Origin of the sequence: Streptomyces sp. NPDC102437 (assembly GCF_044765565.1) — a bacterium.
Lineage (GTDB): Bacteria > Actinomycetota > Actinomycetes > Streptomycetales > Streptomycetaceae > Streptomyces.
Genome location: NZ_JBIWKI010000002.1, coordinates 266919 through 286011, shown reverse-complemented (window position 1 = coordinate 286011; position 19093 = coordinate 266919). Strand labels below are relative to the sequence as shown.

Annotated in this window: 18 protein-coding genes, 1 tRNA gene and 1 pseudogene; 8 read left to right on the top strand and 12 right to left on the bottom strand. The window is 71.3% G+C overall.

From position 1 onward, the window contains the following. Positions 1 to 285: 285 nt before the first annotated feature. The 4 genes from ACIRJP_RS04595 to ACIRJP_RS04580 all read right to left on the bottom strand — a co-directional run bounded on the left by ACIRJP_RS04595 (position 286) and on the right by ACIRJP_RS04580 (position 6136). Positions 286 to 2229 (bottom strand): TerD family protein, encoded by a 1944-nt coding sequence (locus ACIRJP_RS04595; protein ID WP_404168074.1) that lies wholly within the window; start codon positions 2227 to 2229, stop codon positions 286 to 288. A 138-nt stretch (positions 2230 to 2367) separates the two neighbouring features. After that, a complete protein-coding gene (locus tag ACIRJP_RS04590; protein WP_073747806.1) occupies positions 2368 to 2946 on the bottom strand; it encodes a TerD family protein in 579 nt (192 codons plus the stop codon). 131 nt (positions 2947 to 3077) lie between these two features. Further along, the gene (gene uvrB, locus ACIRJP_RS04585) at positions 3078 to 5198 is read right to left on the bottom strand and encodes an excinuclease ABC subunit UvrB (protein ID WP_404168072.1); all 2121 of its coding nucleotides are present in this window, start codon (positions 5196 to 5198) and stop codon (positions 3078 to 3080) included. Between the two features lie 62 nt (positions 5199 to 5260). Then, entirely contained in the window at positions 5261 to 6136 is an 876-nt protein-coding gene (locus ACIRJP_RS04580) for an MHYT domain-containing protein (RefSeq protein ID WP_404168070.1), read from the bottom strand. 215 nt (positions 6137 to 6351) lie between these two features. Here ACIRJP_RS04580 and ACIRJP_RS04575 point away from each other — a divergent pair, with 215 nt between their 5' ends. The 3 genes from ACIRJP_RS04575 (at position 6352) to ACIRJP_RS04565 (ending at position 9354) form a co-directional block, all read left to right on the top strand. Beyond that, positions 6352 to 7308: a glycerophosphodiester phosphodiesterase gene (locus ACIRJP_RS04575; RefSeq protein WP_404168068.1), complete on the top strand. Its 957-nt coding sequence runs from the start codon at positions 6352 to 6354 to the stop codon at positions 7306 to 7308. Between the two features lie 72 nt (positions 7309 to 7380). Further along, positions 7381 to 7923, top strand: coding sequence for a methylated-DNA--[protein]-cysteine S-methyltransferase (locus ACIRJP_RS04570; protein ID WP_404168066.1), 543 nt, complete (start codon positions 7381 to 7383; stop codon positions 7921 to 7923). A 117-nt stretch (positions 7924 to 8040) separates the two neighbouring features. After that, positions 8041 to 9354 carry an MFS transporter gene (locus ACIRJP_RS04565; protein ID WP_404168064.1) on the top strand — a complete coding sequence of 438 codons (1314 nt, stop codon included), beginning with the start codon at positions 8041 to 8043 and terminating at the stop codon, positions 9352 to 9354. Positions 9355 to 9395: 41 nt separating this feature from the next. Here the strand turns inward: ACIRJP_RS04565 and ACIRJP_RS04560 are convergent, their stop codons facing one another. Further along, positions 9396 to 9758 carry a cupin domain-containing protein gene (locus tag ACIRJP_RS04560; RefSeq protein WP_404168062.1) on the bottom strand — a complete coding sequence of 121 codons (363 nt, stop codon included), beginning with the start codon at positions 9756 to 9758 and terminating at the stop codon, positions 9396 to 9398. A 175-nt stretch (positions 9759 to 9933) separates the two neighbouring features. Here ACIRJP_RS04560 and ACIRJP_RS04555 point away from each other — a divergent pair, with 175 nt between their 5' ends. Together ACIRJP_RS04555 and ACIRJP_RS04550 are read left to right on the top strand one after the other, a co-directional pair. Then, complete coding sequence (locus tag ACIRJP_RS04555; protein ID WP_404168061.1) at positions 9934 to 10899, top strand: pseudouridine-5'-phosphate glycosidase; 966 nt, start codon at positions 9934 to 9936, stop codon at positions 10897 to 10899. Further along, on the top strand, positions 10896 to 11846 hold the full coding sequence (locus ACIRJP_RS04550; protein WP_404168059.1) for a carbohydrate kinase family protein: 951 nt from the start codon (positions 10896 to 10898) through the stop codon (positions 11844 to 11846). Before ACIRJP_RS04555 ends, ACIRJP_RS04550 begins: the two co-directional genes overlap by 4 nt. A gap of 29 nt (positions 11847 to 11875) precedes the next feature. Here ACIRJP_RS04550 and ACIRJP_RS04545 read toward each other — a convergent pair whose 3' ends face one another. Both ACIRJP_RS04545 and ACIRJP_RS04540 read right to left on the bottom strand, forming a co-directional pair. Further along, entirely contained in the window at positions 11876 to 12526 is a 651-nt protein-coding gene (locus ACIRJP_RS04545; protein ID WP_404168057.1) for a uridine kinase, read from the bottom strand. Between the two features lie 7 nt (positions 12527 to 12533). Continuing rightward, entirely contained in the window at positions 12534 to 13697 is a 1164-nt protein-coding gene (locus ACIRJP_RS04540) for a hypothetical protein (protein WP_404168055.1), read from the bottom strand. A gap of 60 nt (positions 13698 to 13757) precedes the next feature. On the opposite strand from ACIRJP_RS04540, the gene ACIRJP_RS04535 reads away from it, so the two are divergent. After that, the gene (locus ACIRJP_RS04535; protein ID WP_404168053.1) at positions 13758 to 14123 is read left to right on the top strand and encodes a nuclear transport factor 2 family protein; all 366 of its coding nucleotides are present in this window, start codon (positions 13758 to 13760) and stop codon (positions 14121 to 14123) included. An 87-nt stretch (positions 14124 to 14210) separates the two neighbouring features. Here ACIRJP_RS04535 and ACIRJP_RS04530 read toward each other — a convergent pair whose 3' ends face one another. Both ACIRJP_RS04530 and ACIRJP_RS04525 read right to left on the bottom strand, forming a co-directional pair. Next, the gene (locus ACIRJP_RS04530; protein ID WP_404168051.1) at positions 14211 to 14723 is read right to left on the bottom strand and encodes a cupin domain-containing protein; all 513 of its coding nucleotides are present in this window, start codon (positions 14721 to 14723) and stop codon (positions 14211 to 14213) included. 114 nt (positions 14724 to 14837) lie between these two features. Next, positions 14838 to 15506: a winged helix-turn-helix transcriptional regulator gene (locus ACIRJP_RS04525; protein WP_404168049.1), complete on the bottom strand. Its 669-nt coding sequence runs from the start codon at positions 15504 to 15506 to the stop codon at positions 14838 to 14840. A gap of 85 nt (positions 15507 to 15591) precedes the next feature. On the opposite strand from ACIRJP_RS04525, the gene ACIRJP_RS04520 reads away from it, so the two are divergent. Both ACIRJP_RS04520 and ACIRJP_RS04515 read left to right on the top strand, forming a co-directional pair. Then, complete coding sequence (locus ACIRJP_RS04520; RefSeq protein ID WP_404168047.1) at positions 15592 to 16803, top strand: pyridoxal phosphate-dependent aminotransferase; 1212 nt, start codon at positions 15592 to 15594, stop codon at positions 16801 to 16803. Positions 16804 to 16816: 13 nt separating this feature from the next. Beyond that, the gene (locus ACIRJP_RS04515; protein ID WP_404168045.1) at positions 16817 to 17434 is read left to right on the top strand and encodes a peptidase; all 618 of its coding nucleotides are present in this window, start codon (positions 16817 to 16819) and stop codon (positions 17432 to 17434) included. A gap of 317 nt (positions 17435 to 17751) precedes the next feature. Here the strand turns inward: ACIRJP_RS04515 and ACIRJP_RS04510 are convergent. From ACIRJP_RS04510 to ACIRJP_RS04500, 3 genes and pseudogenes are all read right to left on the bottom strand, one after another. Then, a tRNA-OTHER gene (locus tag ACIRJP_RS04510) sits at positions 17752 to 17837 on the bottom strand. Positions 17838 to 17869: 32 nt separating this feature from the next. Beyond that, complete coding sequence (locus ACIRJP_RS04505) at positions 17870 to 18601, bottom strand: hypothetical protein (RefSeq protein ID WP_404168043.1); 732 nt, start codon at positions 18599 to 18601, stop codon at positions 17870 to 17872. Between the two features lie 70 nt (positions 18602 to 18671). Continuing rightward, a pseudogene (locus ACIRJP_RS04500) lies at positions 18672 to 19081 on the bottom strand (RidA family protein). Between the last annotated feature and the right edge of the window lie 12 nt (positions 19082 to 19093).

Below are 19093 nucleotides of genomic sequence, written 5' to 3'. Positions count from 1 at the left end.
CAGTTCGCTACGGCTACTGATCAGCGTCGTCGCTGCCGGAGGTCTCTTCCACCCGGGCACGCGGGCTGCGCGCACGGGCCGGCGCCCCGGGACCGGTCACGGTCCGTATTGACGGGTACGCCGCGTATGGGAGTACTCCCCTCCGCTCAAAGAACAGTACAGGGAATGCCAAGGAAAGGTAAAGGAGAGTCTAAAGATCTTTCAAAAGTGCTGGTCGCGAGGTGGGAGCTCGATGCTGGTCCGCCCGGCGCCGGGTGAGCGCGGCGGCCCGCCGCCCCCGGCCCCTCAGGGGCGCCGGGGGCGGCGGGCCGCCGCCACCTTGGCGAGCACCTCTTCCAGGACCCGGCTGCCCGGCGGAACCCGGGGCGGCTCGTACGTCCAGGCGTGCCCCACCCAGGGGTCGGCCAGGTGGTCGTCGGCGACCGGGGTGACGCGCAGCAGCGAGCGCCACAGCGGGTCGAGCACCGGCCCGTACGCGCTGGCGTCCTCCCGGTCGGCGACCATCATCAGATGGACGCCGACCGAGGGCCCCTCGTCGGCGAGGTAGCGCAGCTGGGTGACGGCACGGTCGTCGAAGCCGTGCGGGAAGTCGTTGACGATCAGCAGCTGCTCTCCGGTGTCCAGGTCCGGCGGGAGCGAGTCGGCGGCGCCGGCCCGGATCGCCATCTGCACCAGGTCGACGCGGCGGGTGAGACGGGCGAGGACCGAGGACACTCCCCCGGCTCCAGGGGCGGGCGGCCCGGCGAGCGCCCCGGACCGGACGAGCGGCGCGAGCGCCCCGGCGGCCGAGCCCGCGGGGTCGATGACATGGACCGAGAACTCGTCGGCCGGGTAGACGGCCAGCAGCCGGGCCGCGTGCGCGACCGCGCTCTCCATGGCGAGGGTGCGCAGCCGGGCGCTGTCCATCAGGGCCGCGGCATCGGACGTCGTGCGGCCGCTGTCGATCCACATCCCGCGCTCCAGCGGCAGCCGGACCAGCAGCGGGATGTGCAGGCCGGGGTTCTCGGGCAGGTGGAGGTCACCGATGCGCAGCGCCATGGGGATCTCCATCGGGACGCGGTAGGCGTGCCAGACGGGGTTGTCCCAGCCCGCGAACGCGGCGGGCAGCGCGGGTTCCACCACGGCGGACTCGGCGGCGAGCTGGGCGAGGTCGCGGTCGAGGGCCTCGCGGGCCCGCGCGGTCAGCTCGTCGCGCTTGGCACGGGCCTGCTCGCGGGCCCGGTCCCCCGTGCCGCCGATCCGGCTGCGCGGGTCGGACAGGGTGCGGTCGAGCTCCTGGTCCATGCGGGACTCGGCGAAGTCGACGGCGCTGCGATAGGCGGCGGCGGTGCGGGCCAGGTCCTCGAACATGCCCCAGATCTGGTTGTAGAGGCGCTCGTCCATGGACCAGCCGGTCGCGTCCCCGGCGACGGGCTGTGCGGGGCGGCCCGGCTCGGCGGGCGGCGCGGTGGGAGGGGGCGGCGGGGGTGCGGTCGACTGGCGGCGCGGGTGCGCGTAGTTGATGGGCCCGCCGGTCGTGGCGGTCGGCGGCGCGGCGGCGGGCTCCGCGAGTGGTTCGGGCGGCTGGGGGGCGGGGCGGCGGCCGTCCGGGGGCGGCACGGGGCCGGGTGCGCCTGCGCCGGGTGCGATCCGGTCGGCGTCCGGGGTGCGCGGCGGGGGCGGGGCGACCGAGCGGGCCATCGCCCGGGTGACCGCGTCCTGGATGGAGCGGGCCAGCTCGGCGGCCCGGGGAAGGCCCTGGTCGGCGAGCATGGCGTCGAGGCCGCCCGCGTAGCCCTGGCCGACGGCACGTACCTTCCAGGCACCCTGTCGGCGGTAGAGCTCCAGGGCCGCGACCGCGGACTCGGTGTCCAGGCCGGTGAGCGTGAAGGTGGCGATCTCGGTGCCGTCGAGCCCGGTGACGGCGACGAACGGGGAGGCGACCGCGCCGAACCGGACCGGCCCTTTGACGCCGGTCGGCAGGGCCAGCAGCACGGTGACCCGGTGGACCTGGGCGGGCAGAGCGTCCAGGTCCACGGCCAGCCGGTGGTCGGCGGCGGCCTGCCTGGACACTTCGAGCCCGGGGAGCTGCGGCGACCCCGGATGGGCGATCCATTCGGTGCCGCGCACCGTGCCGTTCTCGTCGCCGAGCGTGGCACCGGCCACGACGGGCGTGCCGGCCGATACCCGGATCTCCAGACGGGTCTGGGGCAAGGTGTGGTTCTGCCCCCGGACCAGCTCGGCCGTCATTGCCCTGTCCCCTCGACGAATTCGCTGCTGTGTGTTGTGCGGCGCGATGCGGTGCAGCTCCCGGCGGCCGATGCCTCCGGGAGCTGCGGGTACCGATGCGTACCGATCCGGGGTTGCCCTCCCGGATCGGCCCCCTGGCTACAGGTGCGGCAGGATCGCCGGCATCAGGTCCTGGAAGGTGCGGCCGTTGGCGGGGTTGCCGAGGGCGGTCATCTGCCACCCGTTCCCCGAGCGGTGCACCTTCGCCATGATCTGGGCGGTGTACTGCCCGCCGCCGTCCAGCGTGTAGCGGGCGAGCTCCTGGCCGTTGGTCTCGTCGACGATGCGGCAGAAGGCGTTCTGCACCTCCTGGAACGTCTGGCCGGTGAAGGAGTTCACCGTGAAGACGATCTGGTCGATGTGGACCGGCACCCGCTGCAGGTCGACGAGGATCGCCTCGTCGTCGCCGCCGGAACCGGCGCCGCCGACCAGGTTGTCCCCGGTGTGCTTGACCGAGCCGTCGTCACTGACGAGATGACGGAAGAAGACCACGTCGACCGGCTGCTTGTCGGCGAAGAGCACCGCCGACGCGTCGAGGTCGATCTCCCGTGTACGTGAACCGAACAGACCCCGGCGCGGCGCCGCCTGCCAGCCGAGCCCCATCCGCACCGCGGTCAGGGTCCCCCCGTCGCTCTTCTGCAGGCTGATGGCCTGACCCTTGGTCATATTGACCGTCACGCGCTGTCCCCTCTCCGCTTTCCCCGCAACCATCCGTGCGCGGTTTCCCAGCACCCTACGCAGTTACGCCGGTGGCGCGACCGCTCAGGGCCGTTTTGTGTCGGTCCTGCAACACACCGGGTACTGCGGGCTCAGGCGAGGCCCGCTTCCCGCATCTGGCGCAGCTCCTTCTTCAACTCCCCGACCTCGTCACGCAGTCGCGCGGCCACCTCGAACTGGAGGTCCGCGGCAGCCGCCCGCATCCGTTCGGTCATCTCCTCGATGATCCCGGCGAGTTCGGTGGCGGGCCGGTCGGTGACCGTTTCGCCGCCGCCCTTGGCCTTCTTGGAGCCGGTCGTCTTGATTCCCAGCGCGGGAACGGGGGCCTTGGCGCCCTTCACCTGGCGGTAGCCGGTGCCGAGCAGCTGCTCGGTGTCGACCTCCTCGCGGGCGATCGTCGCGACGATGTCGTTGATCTTCTTCCGCAGCGGCTGCGGGTCGAGACCGCGCTCGGTGTTGTAGGCGATCTGCTTCTCGCGGCGGCGGTTGGTCTCGTCGATGGCCTGCGCCATCGCCGGGGTGATCTTGTCCGCGTACATATGGACCTGTCCCGAGACGTTTCGGGCGGCGCGCCCGATGGTCTGGATCAGGGACGTCCCCGAGCGGAGGAAGCCCTGCTTGTCCGCGTCGAGGATGGCGACGAGCGACACCTCGGGCAGGTCGAGGCCCTCGCGCAGGAGGTTGATGCCGACCAGTACGTCGTACTCGCCGGAGCGCAGCTCGCGCAGCAACTCGATGCGGCGCAGCGTGTCGACGTCGCTGTGCAGATAGCGGACCTGGATGCCGAGCTCCAGGAAGTAGTCGGTGAGGTCCTCGGCCATCTTCTTGGTGAGGGTGGTGACCAGGACCCGCTCGTCCTTCTCGGCGCGCGTGCGGATCTCGTGCACCAGGTCGTCGATCTGGCCCTCGGTGGGCTTGACGACCACTTCCGGGTCGACGAGGCCGGTGGGGCGGATGATCTGCTCCACGAAACCGTCGCCCCGGGACAGCTCGTACTTCCCGGGGGTGGCGGAGAGATAGACGGTCTGGTCGATCCGGCTCAGGAACTCCTCCCACTTCAGCGGGCGGTTGTCGAGCGCGGAGGGGAGCCGGAAGCCGTGGTCGACGAGGGTGCGCTTGCGGGAGGCGTCGCCCTCGTACATCGCGCCGATCTGCGGCACGGTGACATGCGACTCGTCGAGGACGAGGAGGAAGTCATCGGGGAAGTAGTCGAGGAGGGTGTTGGGGGCGGTGCCGGGCGAGCGGCCGTCGAAGTGCATCGAGTAGTTCTCGACGCCGGAGCAGGTGCCGATCTGCCGGAGCATCTCGATGTCGTACGTGGTGCGCATCCGCAGCCGCTGGGCCTCCAGCATCTTGCCCTGCTTCTCCAGCTCGGCGAGGCGCTGCTCCAGCTCCTGCTCGATGCCGTTGACCGCCTTCTCCATGCGCTCGGGACCCGCGACGTAGTGACTGGCGGGGAAGACGTGGAGGGACTGGTCCTCGCTGATCACCTCGCCGGTGAGCGGGTGGAGGGTGGAGAGCGCCTCGATCTCGTCGCCGAACATCTCGATGCGGACGGCGAGCTCCTCGTAGACCGGGAAGATCTCGATGGTGTCGCCGCGGACCCGGAAGGTGCCCCGGGTGAAGGCGAGGTCGTTGCGGGTGTACTGGATCTCGACGAATCGGCGCAGCAACTGGTCCCGGTCGATCTCGTCACCGACCTTGAGCTGGACCATCCGGTCCACGTACTCCTGGGGCGTACCGAGGCCGTAGATACAGGAGACGGAGGCGACCACGACGACATCGCGCCGGGTGAGCAGCGAGTTCGTCGCGGAGTGGCGCAGCCGCTCGACCTCCTCGTTGATCGAGGAGTCCTTCTCGATGTAGGTGTCCGACTGCGGTACGTACGCCTCGGGCTGGTAGTAGTCGTAGTACGAGACGAAGTACTCGACGGCGTTGTTGGGCAGCAGCTCGCGGAACTCGTTCGCCAGCTGCGCGGCGAGCGTCTTGTTCGGTGCCATCACGAGCGTGGGGCGCTGCAGCTTCTCGATCATCCACGCGGTGGTCGCCGATTTACCGGTGCCGGTCGCGCCGAGCAGGACGACGTCCTTCTCGCCGGCGCGGATGCGCCGCTCCAGCTCGGTGATGGCCGCGGGCTGGTCGCCGCTGGGCTGGTAGGGACTGACGACCTCGAAAGGCGCCACCGAACGTTCGATCTTCGAAACGGGCCGCATGGAACCACCGTACGACTCGCCACTGACAACCGGGCCGGGTCAGCCGATGCGCGGGGCCGGTCTCACCATTCTCCCGGTGGCGCGGGATCGCGCGGCCGGGAGTGGAAGGACGCCGGGTCGGCGTGCGTACCGAACCGCGGCACCTGCCGCTGGGCCGGGATTCCGGGCTTCCGGGCGGCCCCGCCCGGGCCCCCGGGGTCGTTCCAGTCCGGGGTGCCCATCACCATCAGCGGATCGAACATCACGACCACCGCGGCCAGGATCAGGAAGCAGGCGGGCCCGATCAGCAGCGGCACGAGCGGTGCGCTGGACCCGTCGCCCGCGACGGCGTCAGGGTGCAGATGGACGCTGAGCGCGGCCATGCCCGTGTAGTGCATGCCGCTCACCGCGACGCCCATGACGACGCTGGCTCCGAGGCTGGGCAGGAATCCGTGGACGGAGACGGCCGCCCAGAGCGCGGTCGTCGCGGCCACCACGGCGATGACGACGGAGAGGGCCACGGTGACCGTGTCGTACTCGAACTGTCCGTCGAGACGCATTCCGGCCATGCCCAGGTAGTGCATGGTTGCCACGCCCAGCCCGGTGATCGTCCCGCCCGTCACCAGGGCCATTCTGGTGGCGCCCCGGTAGCCGACGATGAAGATGCCGACGCCGACCATGCCGACGGCGACCGCGAGGCTGGCAAAGGTGATCGGCATGTCGTAGCCGATGGCCACCCCTTCCACGGAGAAGCCCATCATCGCGATGAAGTGCATCGTCCAGATGCCGGAGCCGATGGAGGTCGCGCCGAGGGCCAGCCAGCCGGCCTTGAAGGTGCGCTCGGTACGCAGCGAACGGTTCGTACAGCGCAGGCCGAGGGCCGCGCCGAGGCAGGCCATGAGGAAGGCCGCGAGGGGGGTCACCGCTCCGTAGCTGAAACCGTCGATCGTGCCCTGCATGCTCGTACGCCCTTCGCGGAAGCCCGGGTTCGGGGTGACCCTAAGGCGCGAGTCCCGGCAAACAAACAGAAGAGCTGCATTTTATCGAGAGGGAATCCGGCCCGTTACCCGGCATCGTCGGCCGCGTTCACGTTGTGGCCATCCTTCGCCTGTTCCCTGTTGGGGCGCGACTGTCACTCTCGGCCCGTCCGCAACTTCTGACGCAAGGAGTACACGTGTACGCACGCACCGCAACCGCAGCCCTCGCCGCCACCGCCCTGATGGGCGCCGGCGCCTATCTGATGTCGACCGCCGATACGCAGACCACCGCCGGGACCACCGCGGCCGGGCACACGACCGCGGTCACCGGCGTCACCGGCGTCAGCACCGTGAGCGCCCGGACCGGGAACGCGAAGCGGACCGCGCCCGTCGTCTTCGCCCACCGGGGCGCTTCGGCCTACGCGCCGGAGAACACCCTGGCCGCCGTCGACAAGGCCGACGCCCTCGGCTTCGACTGGGTGGAGAACGACGTCCAGTTCACCAAGGACGGCGTGCTGGTGGTCGTGCACGACACCGATCTGAAGCGGACCACCGACGTCGAGGAGGTCTTCCCGGACCGGACCTCGTGGGCGGTCAAGGACTTCACGGCAGCGGAGATCGCCCGGCTGGACGCGGGCAGCTGGTTCGGTCCGCAGTTCGCCGGAACCCGGGTGCCCACGCTCAAGCAGTACCTGGACCGGGTCGAACGCAACCGGCAGAAGCTGCTCCTGGAGATCAAGAGCCCCGAGATCTACCCGGGCATCGAGAAGGAGACGCTGCGGGTGCTGCGCCAGAAGGGGTGGCTCGACCGTTCGCACCTGAAGAACAGGCTCGTCATCCAGAGCTTCGGCGCGGACAGCGTGAAGAAGGTGCACCAGCTGCGCCCGGACGTCACGACGGGCTTCCTCGGCACTCCCGCAGTGGCCGACCTGCCCTCGTACGCGGCCTTCACCGACCAGATCAACCCCTCCTACACATCGGTTTCGGCCGACTACGTGGACGCGGTGCACGCGCTGAAGGGCGCGCATGGCAAGAAGCTCCGGGTCAACACCTGGACGGTCAACGACGCGGCGACCGCCGCGAAGGTGGCGGGCCTCGGCGTGGACGGGATCATCACCAACAACCCCGATGTGGTGCGCGAAGCCACGCACTGACCGGCGGACGGGCCCACCGTCCCGTGCAGCCGTACGGACCTGTTGTCAGTGGCCCGCCGTACGGTGGTTCACATGAACAGCAACGGGGTTGTCGAGTGGGCCGTCGTCGAGAGCGACATCGGCCCGCTGCTGCTCGCCGCGACCGGCGCGGGGCTGGTGAACGTGGTCTTCCACGCCCGTCCCGAGGTGCGGGAGAAGGCGGTCGGGCAGCTGCGGACGCGACTGGGCGCGGAGCCGGTGGAGAGTCCCGGCTCCGCCCGGCTCGCCGAGCCGATACGCCGGCTCGCGGCGTATTTCGCGGGCTCGTCGCGGGAGTTCTCGCTCGACCTCGACTGGTCACTGACCTCCGGCTTCAACCGCCAGGTGCTCCGCGAGCTGGCCACGGGTGTGCCGTACGGGACGGTCGTCGGGTACGGCGATCTCGCCGGACGGGTCGGGCAGCCGGGCGCCGCGCAGGCGGTCGGGGCGGCCATGGGGTCCAATCCGCTGCCGGTGGTGGTGCCGTGCCATCGGGTGGTGGAGAGCGACGGCGGACTCGGCGGGTTCGGCGGCGGACTCGAAACCAAGCGGCAGCTGCTGGCTCTGGAGGGCGTGCTGCCCCAACCGCTGTTCTGAGCCGGACGCCGGGACCCACCCTCGCCCAGTCCCGTGCGCCCTCGCGCCGGGGCCTTGCTGCCCGCGCCCGGCCCGAGCCCTGTTTCGTACCTGTGTACGGGCTGGCACACTGCGTCAGTGACCAACGCCCTCGATGAACCTGACACCCCTGCCGGACCCGGCGGGTCCGCCGCCCCGCTCTCGGCGGCCGAGCTGCCCGGGCTGCGGCGCCGAACGTCCGCGGTGCTCATAGTCAGCCAGATACTCGGCGGCCTCGGCGTGCCCATCGGCATCGCCCTGGCCCCCGTGCTGGCCACGGAGGTGAGCGGCTCCGAGGCACTGTCCGGTCTGGCCCCGACCGCCTCGGTGGCCGGAACCGCTCTGCTCTCGCTGCCGCTGGCCGCACTGATGACCTCGCGCGGCCGGCGCCCCGGTCTCGTGGCGGCGTATCTGATCGGTGTACTCGGCGCGGGGCTCGTGGTCCTGTCCACCCTCGTGGACAGCTTCCCCTTGCTGCTGCTCGGCATGGCCGGGTTCGGTGCGGGTTCATCGGCCAATCTGCAGGCCCGGTTCGCCGCCGCGGACCTGGCCGAGCCCGACCGGCGCGGCCGGGCGATCTCGACCGTCATCTGGGCCACCACGATCGGTTCCGTGCTCGGGCCGAACATCGCCGCCCCGGTGGGCCGTCTCTTCCGGGGCTCCGCGATATCCGAGCAGGCCGGCCCGTTCGTCTTCGCGGGCGGGATCTTCCTGCTGGCCGCCGTGGTGGTCGGGGCGCTGCTGCGGCCGGACCCGCTGCTCACGGCGAGGGCGCTGGCACCACAGGGCGACGGGTCCCCGGCCGGCCGTTCACTGCGCGCCGGGATCGCGGCGGTCCGGGCCTCGCCGATGGCACGGCTGGCGCTGGTGACGGTGGCCGTTTCGCACACCGCGATGGTCTCGATCATGGTGATGACCCCGGTCGACCTGGGCCACCACGGCGCCGGGCTCCAGCTGATCGGTCTGGTCATCAGCGGCCACATCGCGGGGATGTACGCGTTCTCCCCGGTGATGGGCTGGCTCTCGGACCGTTTCGGCCGGCTCGCCGTGATCGGTCTGGCGGTCGGGCTGCTCTCCTGCGCCGCACTGCTGGCCGGAACCGCGGGCCCCAACCACGGGCAGACCGCGGCCGGTCTCTTCATGCTCGGTCTCGGCTGGTCGGCGGGGCTGGTGGCCGGTTCGGCGCTGCTCACCGACTCCGTGCCGCAGCCCGCCCGCGCCGCCGTGCAGGGTCTTTCGGATCTGACCATGAACACGGCGGCGGGCATCGGCGGAGCGGTCGCCGGGGTCATCGTCGCCCGGGCGAGCTACGGCTGGCTGAACGTGGTCGGAGCATGTCTGCTGCTGCCGATGGCCGCGCTGGCACTGCGCCGGGCACTCGGCCGGCCCGGCGCTTCCGGCACGGCTTCCTGAGGAAAGCTCCGGCAGGTTCCTGAGGAAGCTTCGCAGGGGTTTCAGAGGCTGATGTGGTACGCCTTGCGCAGCGTCTCGTGCACCGTCCACGTCGTACGGTCGCCCTCGCGCAGCACACAGGCGTCCCCGGGTCCGATCTCCAGTGTCGCACCGCCCTCGACCACCACGGTCGCGCGCCCGCTGACGACCACGAAGAGTTCGTTGGCCTCGGTGTCGGTGACCACGCCGGGCGTGATCTGCCAGATGCCGCGCAGCTGCTTGCCGTCGGGCGACTCCCAGAGCACCTTGCCGGTCACCACGGGCTCACCCGAGACGATCTGCGTGGGATCCAGCGGTTCCGGTTCGAGATCGGCGTCCGGAATGTGCACGGTGAACGAGGCAGGGGCTTGATCAAATGTGGTCATGGCCGGTCACCTTAGCGACCGCCACGAGGCGACTCGACAGCAGGATGCGCCGGACCGGCAGGCGGACCCACGGGCGGAACCGCAGGCTGAAACCAGCCGGTCCGGTCCGTGCCGCACGGGTCCGCCGCCCCTGCGGCAGGTTTGAGGCGGCTGCGCCCGCGACAGGGATGTGGACATGTCATCCAACAGGTCGCACCGCGCACACCCCTGCGCCCCCGTCCTCTCCGACGAGGTACGGGCGGCACTCGCCGCGCACCACCCCGTCGTGGCCCTGGAGTCGACGATCATCGCCCACGGTCTGCCGCGCCCCCGCAATCTGCGGGTCGCCGAGGAGCTCGAAGGGCTCGTACGGTCCGCCGGCGCGGTACCCGCGACGATCGCCGTACTCGACGGAAGGGCCCGCATCGGCCTGGACAAGGCCCAGCTGGAGCGGGTCGCCGCGGACCCCGCGATGCGGAAGCTGGGGCACCGGGACCTCGCACCGGCCCTGGCGAGGGGCGCGAGCGGGGCGACGACCGTGTCCGCGACTGCGTTCCTCGCCGCCCACGCCGGGTTGCGCGTCTTCGCGACCGGCGGCCTCGGCGGCGTACACCGGGAATGGACACGGACCCAGGACGAGTCCGCCGATCTCCGGCTCCTGGCGCGGACCGGCATCACCGTGGTGTGCGCGGGGGTGAAGTCGATCCTGGACGTCCCGGCGACGCTGCAACGCCTGGAGACGCTGGGCGTCACGGTGCTCGGTTACGGCACCGACCGCTTCCCCGGCTTCTATCTGACCAGTTCGGGCGAGCCGGTCGACTGGACGGTGCGCACGCCCGAGGAGGTCGCGGATGTGATGCGGGCCCAGGACATGCTCGGCGGCCCCGCGGCCGCGCTCGTCGTCGCCAACCCCGTGGCCGAGGCGGACCAGTTGGATCCCGCGCTCCACGACCGTGTGCTGACCGAGGCCCTGGCGGAGTGCCGGGACCGGGGCATCGCGGGCCAGGCCGTCACGCCGTTCCTGCTGGACCGGCTGATGCGGGGAACCGGCGGCGCCTCGCTGGAGGCCAATCTCGCGGCCGTGCGCGGAAACGTGTCGCTCGCCGCGCGGATCGCCGAAGCCTGGGCCGTCACGCCCCAGACTTCGGCGGCCGGACGATGACCGAGGGCCGGACGGCAACCGACGGCCGGGCGACGGCCGACAGCCGGGCAACGTCCGGCGGCGGCCTGCTGGTCATCGGGGACGTGGTCACGGATGTGGTGGCCCGGCACGGAACGGCGCTGGTCCACGGCACGGACACCCCGGCCCGGATCCGCACCGTCCCCGGCGGCGCGGGGGCCAACGTCGCCTGCTGGGCGGCCCGCTCAGGGTGTGCCGACGTGCGGCTGCTGGCCCGGGTCGGCGCCGACAGCGCGGACTGGCACCGCGACGCACTGCGGCGGGCGGGGGTGCGCTGCCTGCTGGCCGTGGACGAGGACGCGCCGACCGCCACCGTCGTCGCGCTCGTCGATTCCGCCGCCGAGCGCACCTTCCTCACCGACAGCGGCGCCGTGCTCCGACTCTCCCCCGACGACTGGTCACCGGCGATGCTGGACGGCATCGCCCATCTCCATCTCTCCGGCTACCTCCTCTTCGCAGCGACGAGCCGCGCGACGGCACTGCTCGCCCTGCGGGAAGCACGGCGGCGGCGGATCCCGGTGAGCGTGGATCCGGCCTCGGCCGGTTTCCTCGCCGAGCTGGGCGCCGACCGGTTCCTGACCGCCGTGGAGGGCACCGATCTGCTGCTGCCCAACGCGGACGAGGCCCGGCTGCTCACCGGGCTGCCCGAACCGGCCGATGCCGCGGCCAAATTGAGCCTCCAGGTGGGCAGCGTGGTCGTCACGCTGGGCGAGCGCGGAGCGCTGCTCGCCGCCGCCGGTGCGGTGACCGGGCGCGTCCCGGCGGTCCGGGTGCGCGGTGCGGTGGACTCGACGGGGGCGGGCGACGCGTTCACCGGCGGCTTCCTCGCGGCGCGGCTGGCGGGGGCGGACGACGCCTCGGCCGCGGCGGCGGGATGCCGGGCCGGCGCGGAGGCGGTCACCACCGTGGGCGGCCGTCCGGGACCATGAACACGGCCCGGGGCCACCGCACCGTGACATCAGGCCGACGACCCGCGCCATCCGGTCCAGGCCGGATGGCGCGGGTCGTCGGCGCGCACGACCGCGTCCGCGCGGTCGCCCGGCGCCGCCTCGTCCTCGTACCGCGCGAAAGCGGGCAGCGTCCAGCGCTCCGCCGCCTCGGTACGCCGCCGGAGAGCGCCCGGCGACAGCCGCAGATGGACGCTCAGGTCGAACGGGAACCAGTGCCCCAGCAGCAACGGCCCGTGGACCACCAGCACCCCGCCCTCGGGCAGTGGCCGGTACGGGCTCCGCGTGGCGCGGTCGGTCGCCGGATCCCAGAGATCGGGCAGCACCCGCCCGCTCCCACCGGCCTCCAGCGGCCCGAAGACCTCGCGCCACAGCGCGCCCGTGTCGAACCAGCTGTCGTAGTACGAGTCGGGGTCCTCCTTGCCGTACTCGTACCGCAGGCTCGCCGGCCGCAGGAACCCCTCGGTGGACACGACCAGTACTGCCCGGCCCCGGACCCGCAACGCCTGTGCCACGCGCTCGGCGAGCTCCCCGGTACGGGCCGCCGGAGCGCCGTCGATGGCGATCTTCAGCCAGGGACCGTCGTCGGCGGGCTCCAGTGCGTCGGTGTGTACGGCGAACGCTTCGGCCAGCCGCTCCCAGGTGATCGCTTCGAATCGCACGCGCCCATCATCGCCCCGGGTCCGGTGCTCGGTGCCGGGCCTCCCAGCAGCGAGGGACGTCCTCGTCGGGTTCGTCGGGGCTCGCGAAGCGGAACGGGACGCCGAGCCGCTCCGCCAGTTCCCGGCCCGTCCGCGCCGCGTCGTCGGTCCCCGCCGCGCCGATCCGGAAGCCGGCCAGTACAGCGCTCTCCCACGGCTCGGCCAGGACGGCGGTCAGCACCACGATCCAGCCCTGGGTGTCGCCGTCCCAGACCGCCTCGACGGCCACGGGATCGCGGGGCAGGGCGCCGGCGGCCTCGGCCAGAGTGTCCACGTCCCGGGGGGCGGGGGGCGGCATGCGGTCGGCGAGTGCGCGTTGGCGCCCGTCGAGCACCTCCACGCATTCGTGCAGCTCGGGACGGGGGTCGATGCCGCTCTCCCGCATCGCGTGGACGGCCTGGATGTTCCGGCCCGCCAGGACCAGTCCGTCGACCCGCTCACGTACGTCGGCGGGGAGCGTCCGCCAGAGGAGCTGTGCCCGGTGGCTGTCGGTGAGGCGCAGTGCGCGGTCGGCGAGCGGGTGCAGGTCCGGTTCGCCGCCGGCCGCGGCTTCGGCGAGCCTGCGGATGTCGGCGAACCACCGTCCGGATGTGCCGTCCGGGGCGTCGATGCGCCGGAATCCGCGCTCCAGCAGCCCCTGGGCGTTCTGCGTCTGCCCGCGCAGTACGGCCTTCGTCGCGGCGACCGCGTCGGCCATCGCGCTCGCCGGGTCCGACCAGTCGTCACCGCACGACGCGGGACAGTTCTCGCCGGGTCCGATCGGTGACGACACGACCTCCAGGCCCACGCGCCAGAAGAGCGGAAACCCGCGGAAGGCGGCGAAGAGCAGCCGCCGCTCGCAGGAGCTCCGTGCATCGGGGTCCGTACGCAGGGAGTCCAGGGGCGCGACCGATTCGAGTACGTCGCGGACAGCTGCGAAGCAGAGGTCGAACCGGTCGCCGGACGCGGTCCGGACGATGTCGATGTCGCTGTACGCGTCCGCTGTTCCGCGGGCGAGCGAGCCCCGCAGCTCCGCCCGCGAACCGGGGCAGTGCGCGGTGAGCGCCCTCAGCAGCTCCTGTGCGAATGCGGCGCGCCGCGACGGGTCGAGTCCGACCTCGCCCGCCCCGCCCCGCGGGTTCTCCCCGTTCATGGCCCGTTCTCTCCTCTTCTTGGCCGTTGTCGCCTCTTCTTGGCCGCCTACGATCTCCCCATGGACCTCGAATTCGCCCGCACGTTCGCCGCCGAGTGGCTGGACGGCTGGAACACCCATGATCTCGAACGCATCCTGACGCATTATCACGACGACGTGACGTTCAGTTCGCCGGTCATCGCGCAGATGACCGGCGACGCCTCGGGCACGGTGCACGGCAAGGAGGCCCTGCGCGCCTACTGGGCGACCGGCCTGGAGCGCATCCCCGAGCTGAAGTTCGAGCTGGTGGACGTCCGGGTGAGCGTCCATGCCCTGGTGATCGACTACCGCAACCAGATCGGTGGCCGGGTCAGCGAGGTGCTGACCTTCCGCGACGGCCTGGTGATCTCCGGTTTCGGGGCGTACGGCGAGACGCTCGCGAACTGACGACCGACGGCGGCGGCATCGGCGGCGACCGACAGGCAGGCCCCGGACCCGCCGTGGTCGCCGCTTCGGGTGGACGAGTGGCGCGCGCTACTTCTTCGCGCCGCAGTCCACCGCCGCGGCATCGTCGGAGAGTTCGCTGCCGTCGGGCAGCAGATACGTCACCAGGAGCACGACAGGTTCGGCCCCCAGGTTGCGTCCGATGTGCCGGTGGTCGGTCCCGGACCGCTCGATGAGCGTAGAGCCCGCGGGTGTCACCTCGACCGAGCAGTCGCCGAAAGTGCGCGTCAGCGTCCCGGACTTGACGACGACGACCAGCTGACCGCGGTGGGTGTGCCAGCCGGTGGAGCCGCCCGGCTCGATCGTGATGGTCCGGAAGGTCACATCGGTGCGCCCGTTCGGCGTCCGCACGTTCAGCTTCCCCGTCGATGTGCCCTTCGCGAGCACGGTGCCGCTCACCCCGCTGCCCGGCGTGGCCACGGCCGCCGACGGCACGAGGCCGAGCGCGGCCACGCAGCCCGCCAGGGCCAGAGCCTTGCCGGACAGCCCCCGGCCCGCCCACCGCTTCTCCTCGCCCCTTCGCCGTGCGTCACCGCTGCGCACACCCGACTCCTCTGCCTCTGCCTCTGCCTCGGTGTCCGGTGATCGCCCCGAACCGGCCAACCCCCATGGTCCATGCGGGAGTCGGAACAGGGAACCACGCGTCATGACGCGCCGTCAGTCGCCGCGCAGCGCAGCGGCGAGCGGTCCGTCGCCCGAGACCTCGACGCGTCCGTCCCCGACGGCCTCGGCGAGGGTCAGCCCACCCTGTGCCAGCTCCAGGCAGACCTCGACGTCGAGTGCGATACGGGCGTCGGCGCGGTCGGCGGGGCCGTCCCCGTACACCGCCGCTCCGTCCTCCGCAGCACCGGCGCGCACATGGAACTCGCCCTCGTCCAGCTGCACTTCGACGACCCCCTCGTAGGCCGGTCCGTCCAGCGCACGCAGTAGCGGAAGAGCGAACCAGTGGGCCCGCACCGCATCGGTCGGCCGCCGTTCGGCGAGCGCGGGCGCGCCCCACTCGGCGAGCGCGGCGAGGACCGGCATCAGGCCGTGACCGCGCTCGGTCAGCTCGTAGACCGAGGCGGCGGCGGGCGGCGGGAGCCGGCGGCGGGTGGCGAGGCCGTTCTGCTCCATGTCCCTGAGCCGGGAGGCGAGCACGTCCGTGCTGACGCCGGGAAGGTCGGCGTGGAGGTCGGTGTAGCGGCGGGGGCCCGCCAGCAGTTCACGGACGATCAGCAGTGTCCACCGGTCGCCCACGGAGTCGAGGGCGCGCGCGGTGGCGCAGAACTGGTCGTAACTCCGGCGGCGGACCGGGCGCGTTGCGGGCTGTTGCTGACGTGGCATGCGACGCAGTCTAGACATGTTGTTGGACTTTCCAAGCCCGAACTTGGTAAAACCAAGTATCGCAATCGGGTCGGGGAGGCACCGCATGGAATTCCGGCAGTCCAGCAAGCTCAACGAGGTCTGTTACGAGATCCGGGGCCCGGTCATCGAACAGGCCAACGCCCTGGAGGAGGCGGGCCACAGCGTGCTCCGGCTCAACACGGGCAACCCCGCGCTCTTCGGTTTCGAGGCGCCGGAGGAGGTGGTCCAGGACATGATCCGGATGCTTCCGCAGGCCCATGGCTACACGGATTCGCGCGGCATCCTGTCCGCCCGCCGGGCGGTGGCGCAGCGCTACCAGGCGATGGGGCTGGCGGACGTCGGGGTCGACGACATCTTCCTCGGCAACGGCGTCTCCGAGCTGATCTCGATGGCCGTACAGGCGCTGCTGGAGGACGGCGACGAGGTGCTCGTCCCCTCCCCCGACTACCCGTTGTGGACCGCGGTGGTGACCCTCGCGGGCGGCAGGTCCGTGCACTACACCTGTGACGAGGCGTCGGACTGGAACCCCGACCTCGCCGACATGGCCTCGAAGATCACGGACCGCACCAAGGCCGTCGTGATCATCAACCCGAACAATCCGACCGGTGCCGTCTACCCGCGCGAGATCCTCGAAGGCATCCTCGATCTGGCGCGCAGGCACGGCCTGATGGTGTTCGCCGACGAGATCTACGACCAGATCCTGTACGACGACGCCGAGCACCACGGCGTGGCGGCCCTCGCCCCCGACCTGGTCTGCCTCACCTTCAGCGGCCTGTCGAAGACGTACCGCGTGGCGGGATTCCGCTCCGGCTGGATGGTGGTCTCCGGCCCGCAGCAGCACGCCCGCAGCTATCTGGAGGGGCTGACCACGCTCGCCTCCATGCGTCTGTGCCCCAACGCGCCCGCTCAGTACGCGATTCAGGCCGCGCTCGGCGGCCGGCAGTCGATCCGGGAGCTGGTCGCGCCGGGCGGCAGGCTGTACGAACAGCGCAATCGGGCCTGGGAGAAGCTGAACGAGATCCCCGGGGTGTCGTGCGTGAAGCCGAAGGGCGCTTTGTACGCGTTCCCGCGCCTCGACCCGAAGGTGCACCGCATCGTCGACGACGAGAAGTTCGTGCTGGATCTGCTGCTGCGGGAGAAGATCCAGGTCGTGCAGGGAACCGGCTTCAACTGGCCGCGGCCCGACCACTTCCGGATCCTCACGCTCCCGTACGCTGACGATCTCGACGCGGCGATCAGCCGCATCGGCCGCTTCCTGACCGGATACCGCCAGTGATCGGACGCCCTCGGTGACCTGTTCCACCTGCCGCTTTCCCGTCCACACCCAGTTCGCCTCGTTCGGGCTGGTCGGCCCGATCGTGGAGGACGGGCTCGATCCGGCCACCGACCCGGCCTGGGCGGATTCTGGCGCGGCGTCACCGGCCGAGTACGCGCGCTGGTCAGGCCATCTGTGCGGTATGACCTGCCTGCGCATGGCACTCGGCGCCGGAGCCCCGTCCTTGTTCGCGCTGCGCGACGGTGCGCTCGGATACGGCGCGTACACCGAGGACGCACAGGGGGAGATCCGGGGGCTGATCTACGCCCCCTTCGCCGAGTACGCACGCGAGGTGCACGGCGTGGACGCCACGGTGCACCGCCATCTCTCGCCGAAGGAGATCCTCGGCCTGCTGGACGGCGGCCGTACGGTCATGGCCTCGGTGCACTACGGCATCCGGTACCCGGATCGGCCCGCTCCGGGGCGGGGCGGGCATCTGGTGCTGCTGACGTCCCGTACGTCCGACGGCGGGGGCGTCCACTTCCACAACCCGTCGGGGACGACGGCTCGGACCCGGACCGCGGAGCTCGCGCTGCCCGACTTCGAGCGTTTCTTCGCCGGGCGTGGGGTGTCGCTGCCGGCGAACGCGTGAGCGGCGCGCCGCCCGGAACAGGAGCGGGCCCGGGGGCGTAGCCGGCCCCCGAGCCCTGGTGTGCCACCCATACGGCACGCCGACACATTTAAGGACCCGTGTCAGGTTGATGTCGCCGCGTCCTGCCTTTAGACGACCGCAGATCGAAGCTCTGCGGGCCGGAGTCGAACCGGCATCTCGACGCCCGTGGGCACGGGCCCGTTTGATTCGGCGATGGGTGACGAATGCTGAGTCTGGAGCAAGAGTCTGAGATTGATCGCGGTCTGCCTCTACCATTTGGGCCACCCCGGCCCGTTCGTGCGCCGGGGCGCACGGAGTGCCGGGGGGAGGACTCGAACCTCCACTGGAACCGCGTCGTCACGACAAGCTTCAGTTTCAGCTTGCGCTCCTGGCGCACCCCGGCCGAAATTGGTCGGCCGGGGAATCAATGGTCGGTCACCCGAAGAGGTAACCGAATACCGCATCACCCACCCGCTGGTCGGTGACGTCCGCGCCGTTGGCTTCCTCGCGGGCGTACTTCACGGCCTGCTGGAGCTTCTCCACCCGGTCCAGCAATTCGTTGACGCGCCGTGCCGGAAGGGCGCCGGAGAACTTCACCGTCGTCCAGTACCCGATCGGGATGTCCTCGTAGTACACCTCGACCTGCGCCGGGTGCTTGTCGGTGGCCTCCGCCTTCACGTGGTTGCGGGGCACCTTCTTGGTACGGAGCGTCCGCACCGGCTCGGTCTTCCAGGAGTCCGTCGACGGGTCCTGGGTCCAGGCCTCCGCGGCGTCGAGCACGGGCAGCTTGCGGATGAAGGTGTTGAGGTCCGTCAGCTGCTTCTCCAGGAAGAGCAGATACGAGACCGGCACGTCGCTCACGAGCACCCGCCCGTCGACCTTCACGTCCGCGCGGGCCGTGCAGTTGGCCCAGTCCTTCGTGGCGGTCACATCGAAGAGCCGGGTCAGGGTCGCCGCGGTCTCCCGCAGCACGTCCTCGGCCTTGATCTGCACCAGCGTCGACTCGGGCGGCAACTGCTCGCCCTCCTCGTCCTTCGGCTGGTACGTCCGGGAGATCCCGGCCAGCAGGCCGGTCTTCTGGAGACCGTGATGGGCCGCCGTCAGGTCCTGGTGGGCCTTGGACTTGACGCCCTTCTCCACTGCGATGATCTGATTGAGTTTCGCCACGTCGGGGACGCTAGCAGCGCCGGCCGACCCGGGCCAAACACTTTTCATATGGCCCGCTCTTCGGACTGGTTCAGGCGGAAAGCGCCACGGTGAGGTCGACCTCGACGAGCTGGCCGGAGAAGCCGAGCCCCGACGCCGAGGAGCGTGCCGACGGTGCTGAACGCGGGCCCGATGACCGAGCCGGTGAGCCGGTGAGCCGGTGCCAGGCGGTGCCCAGGACCGCGACATCGTCGCTGACCACGTAGATCACCGACCGGACGACCTGCGCCGGTCCGGCCCCCACGGCGTAGAGTGCGACAAGCGCGTTGCCCGCGACCTGGTCGATCCGGGCATCGAGGTCGCCCGGACCCACCAGCGTGCCGGAGGGGTCGAGCGGGCACTGCCCGGCCAGATACGCGGTCCGGCCCGCTTCCAGATGTGGTGATAGCCGGGTGTGGGGTGCAGTTGCTCCGGGTTGATCCGGCTGATCTCGACAGGCATGAAGGTGATTCT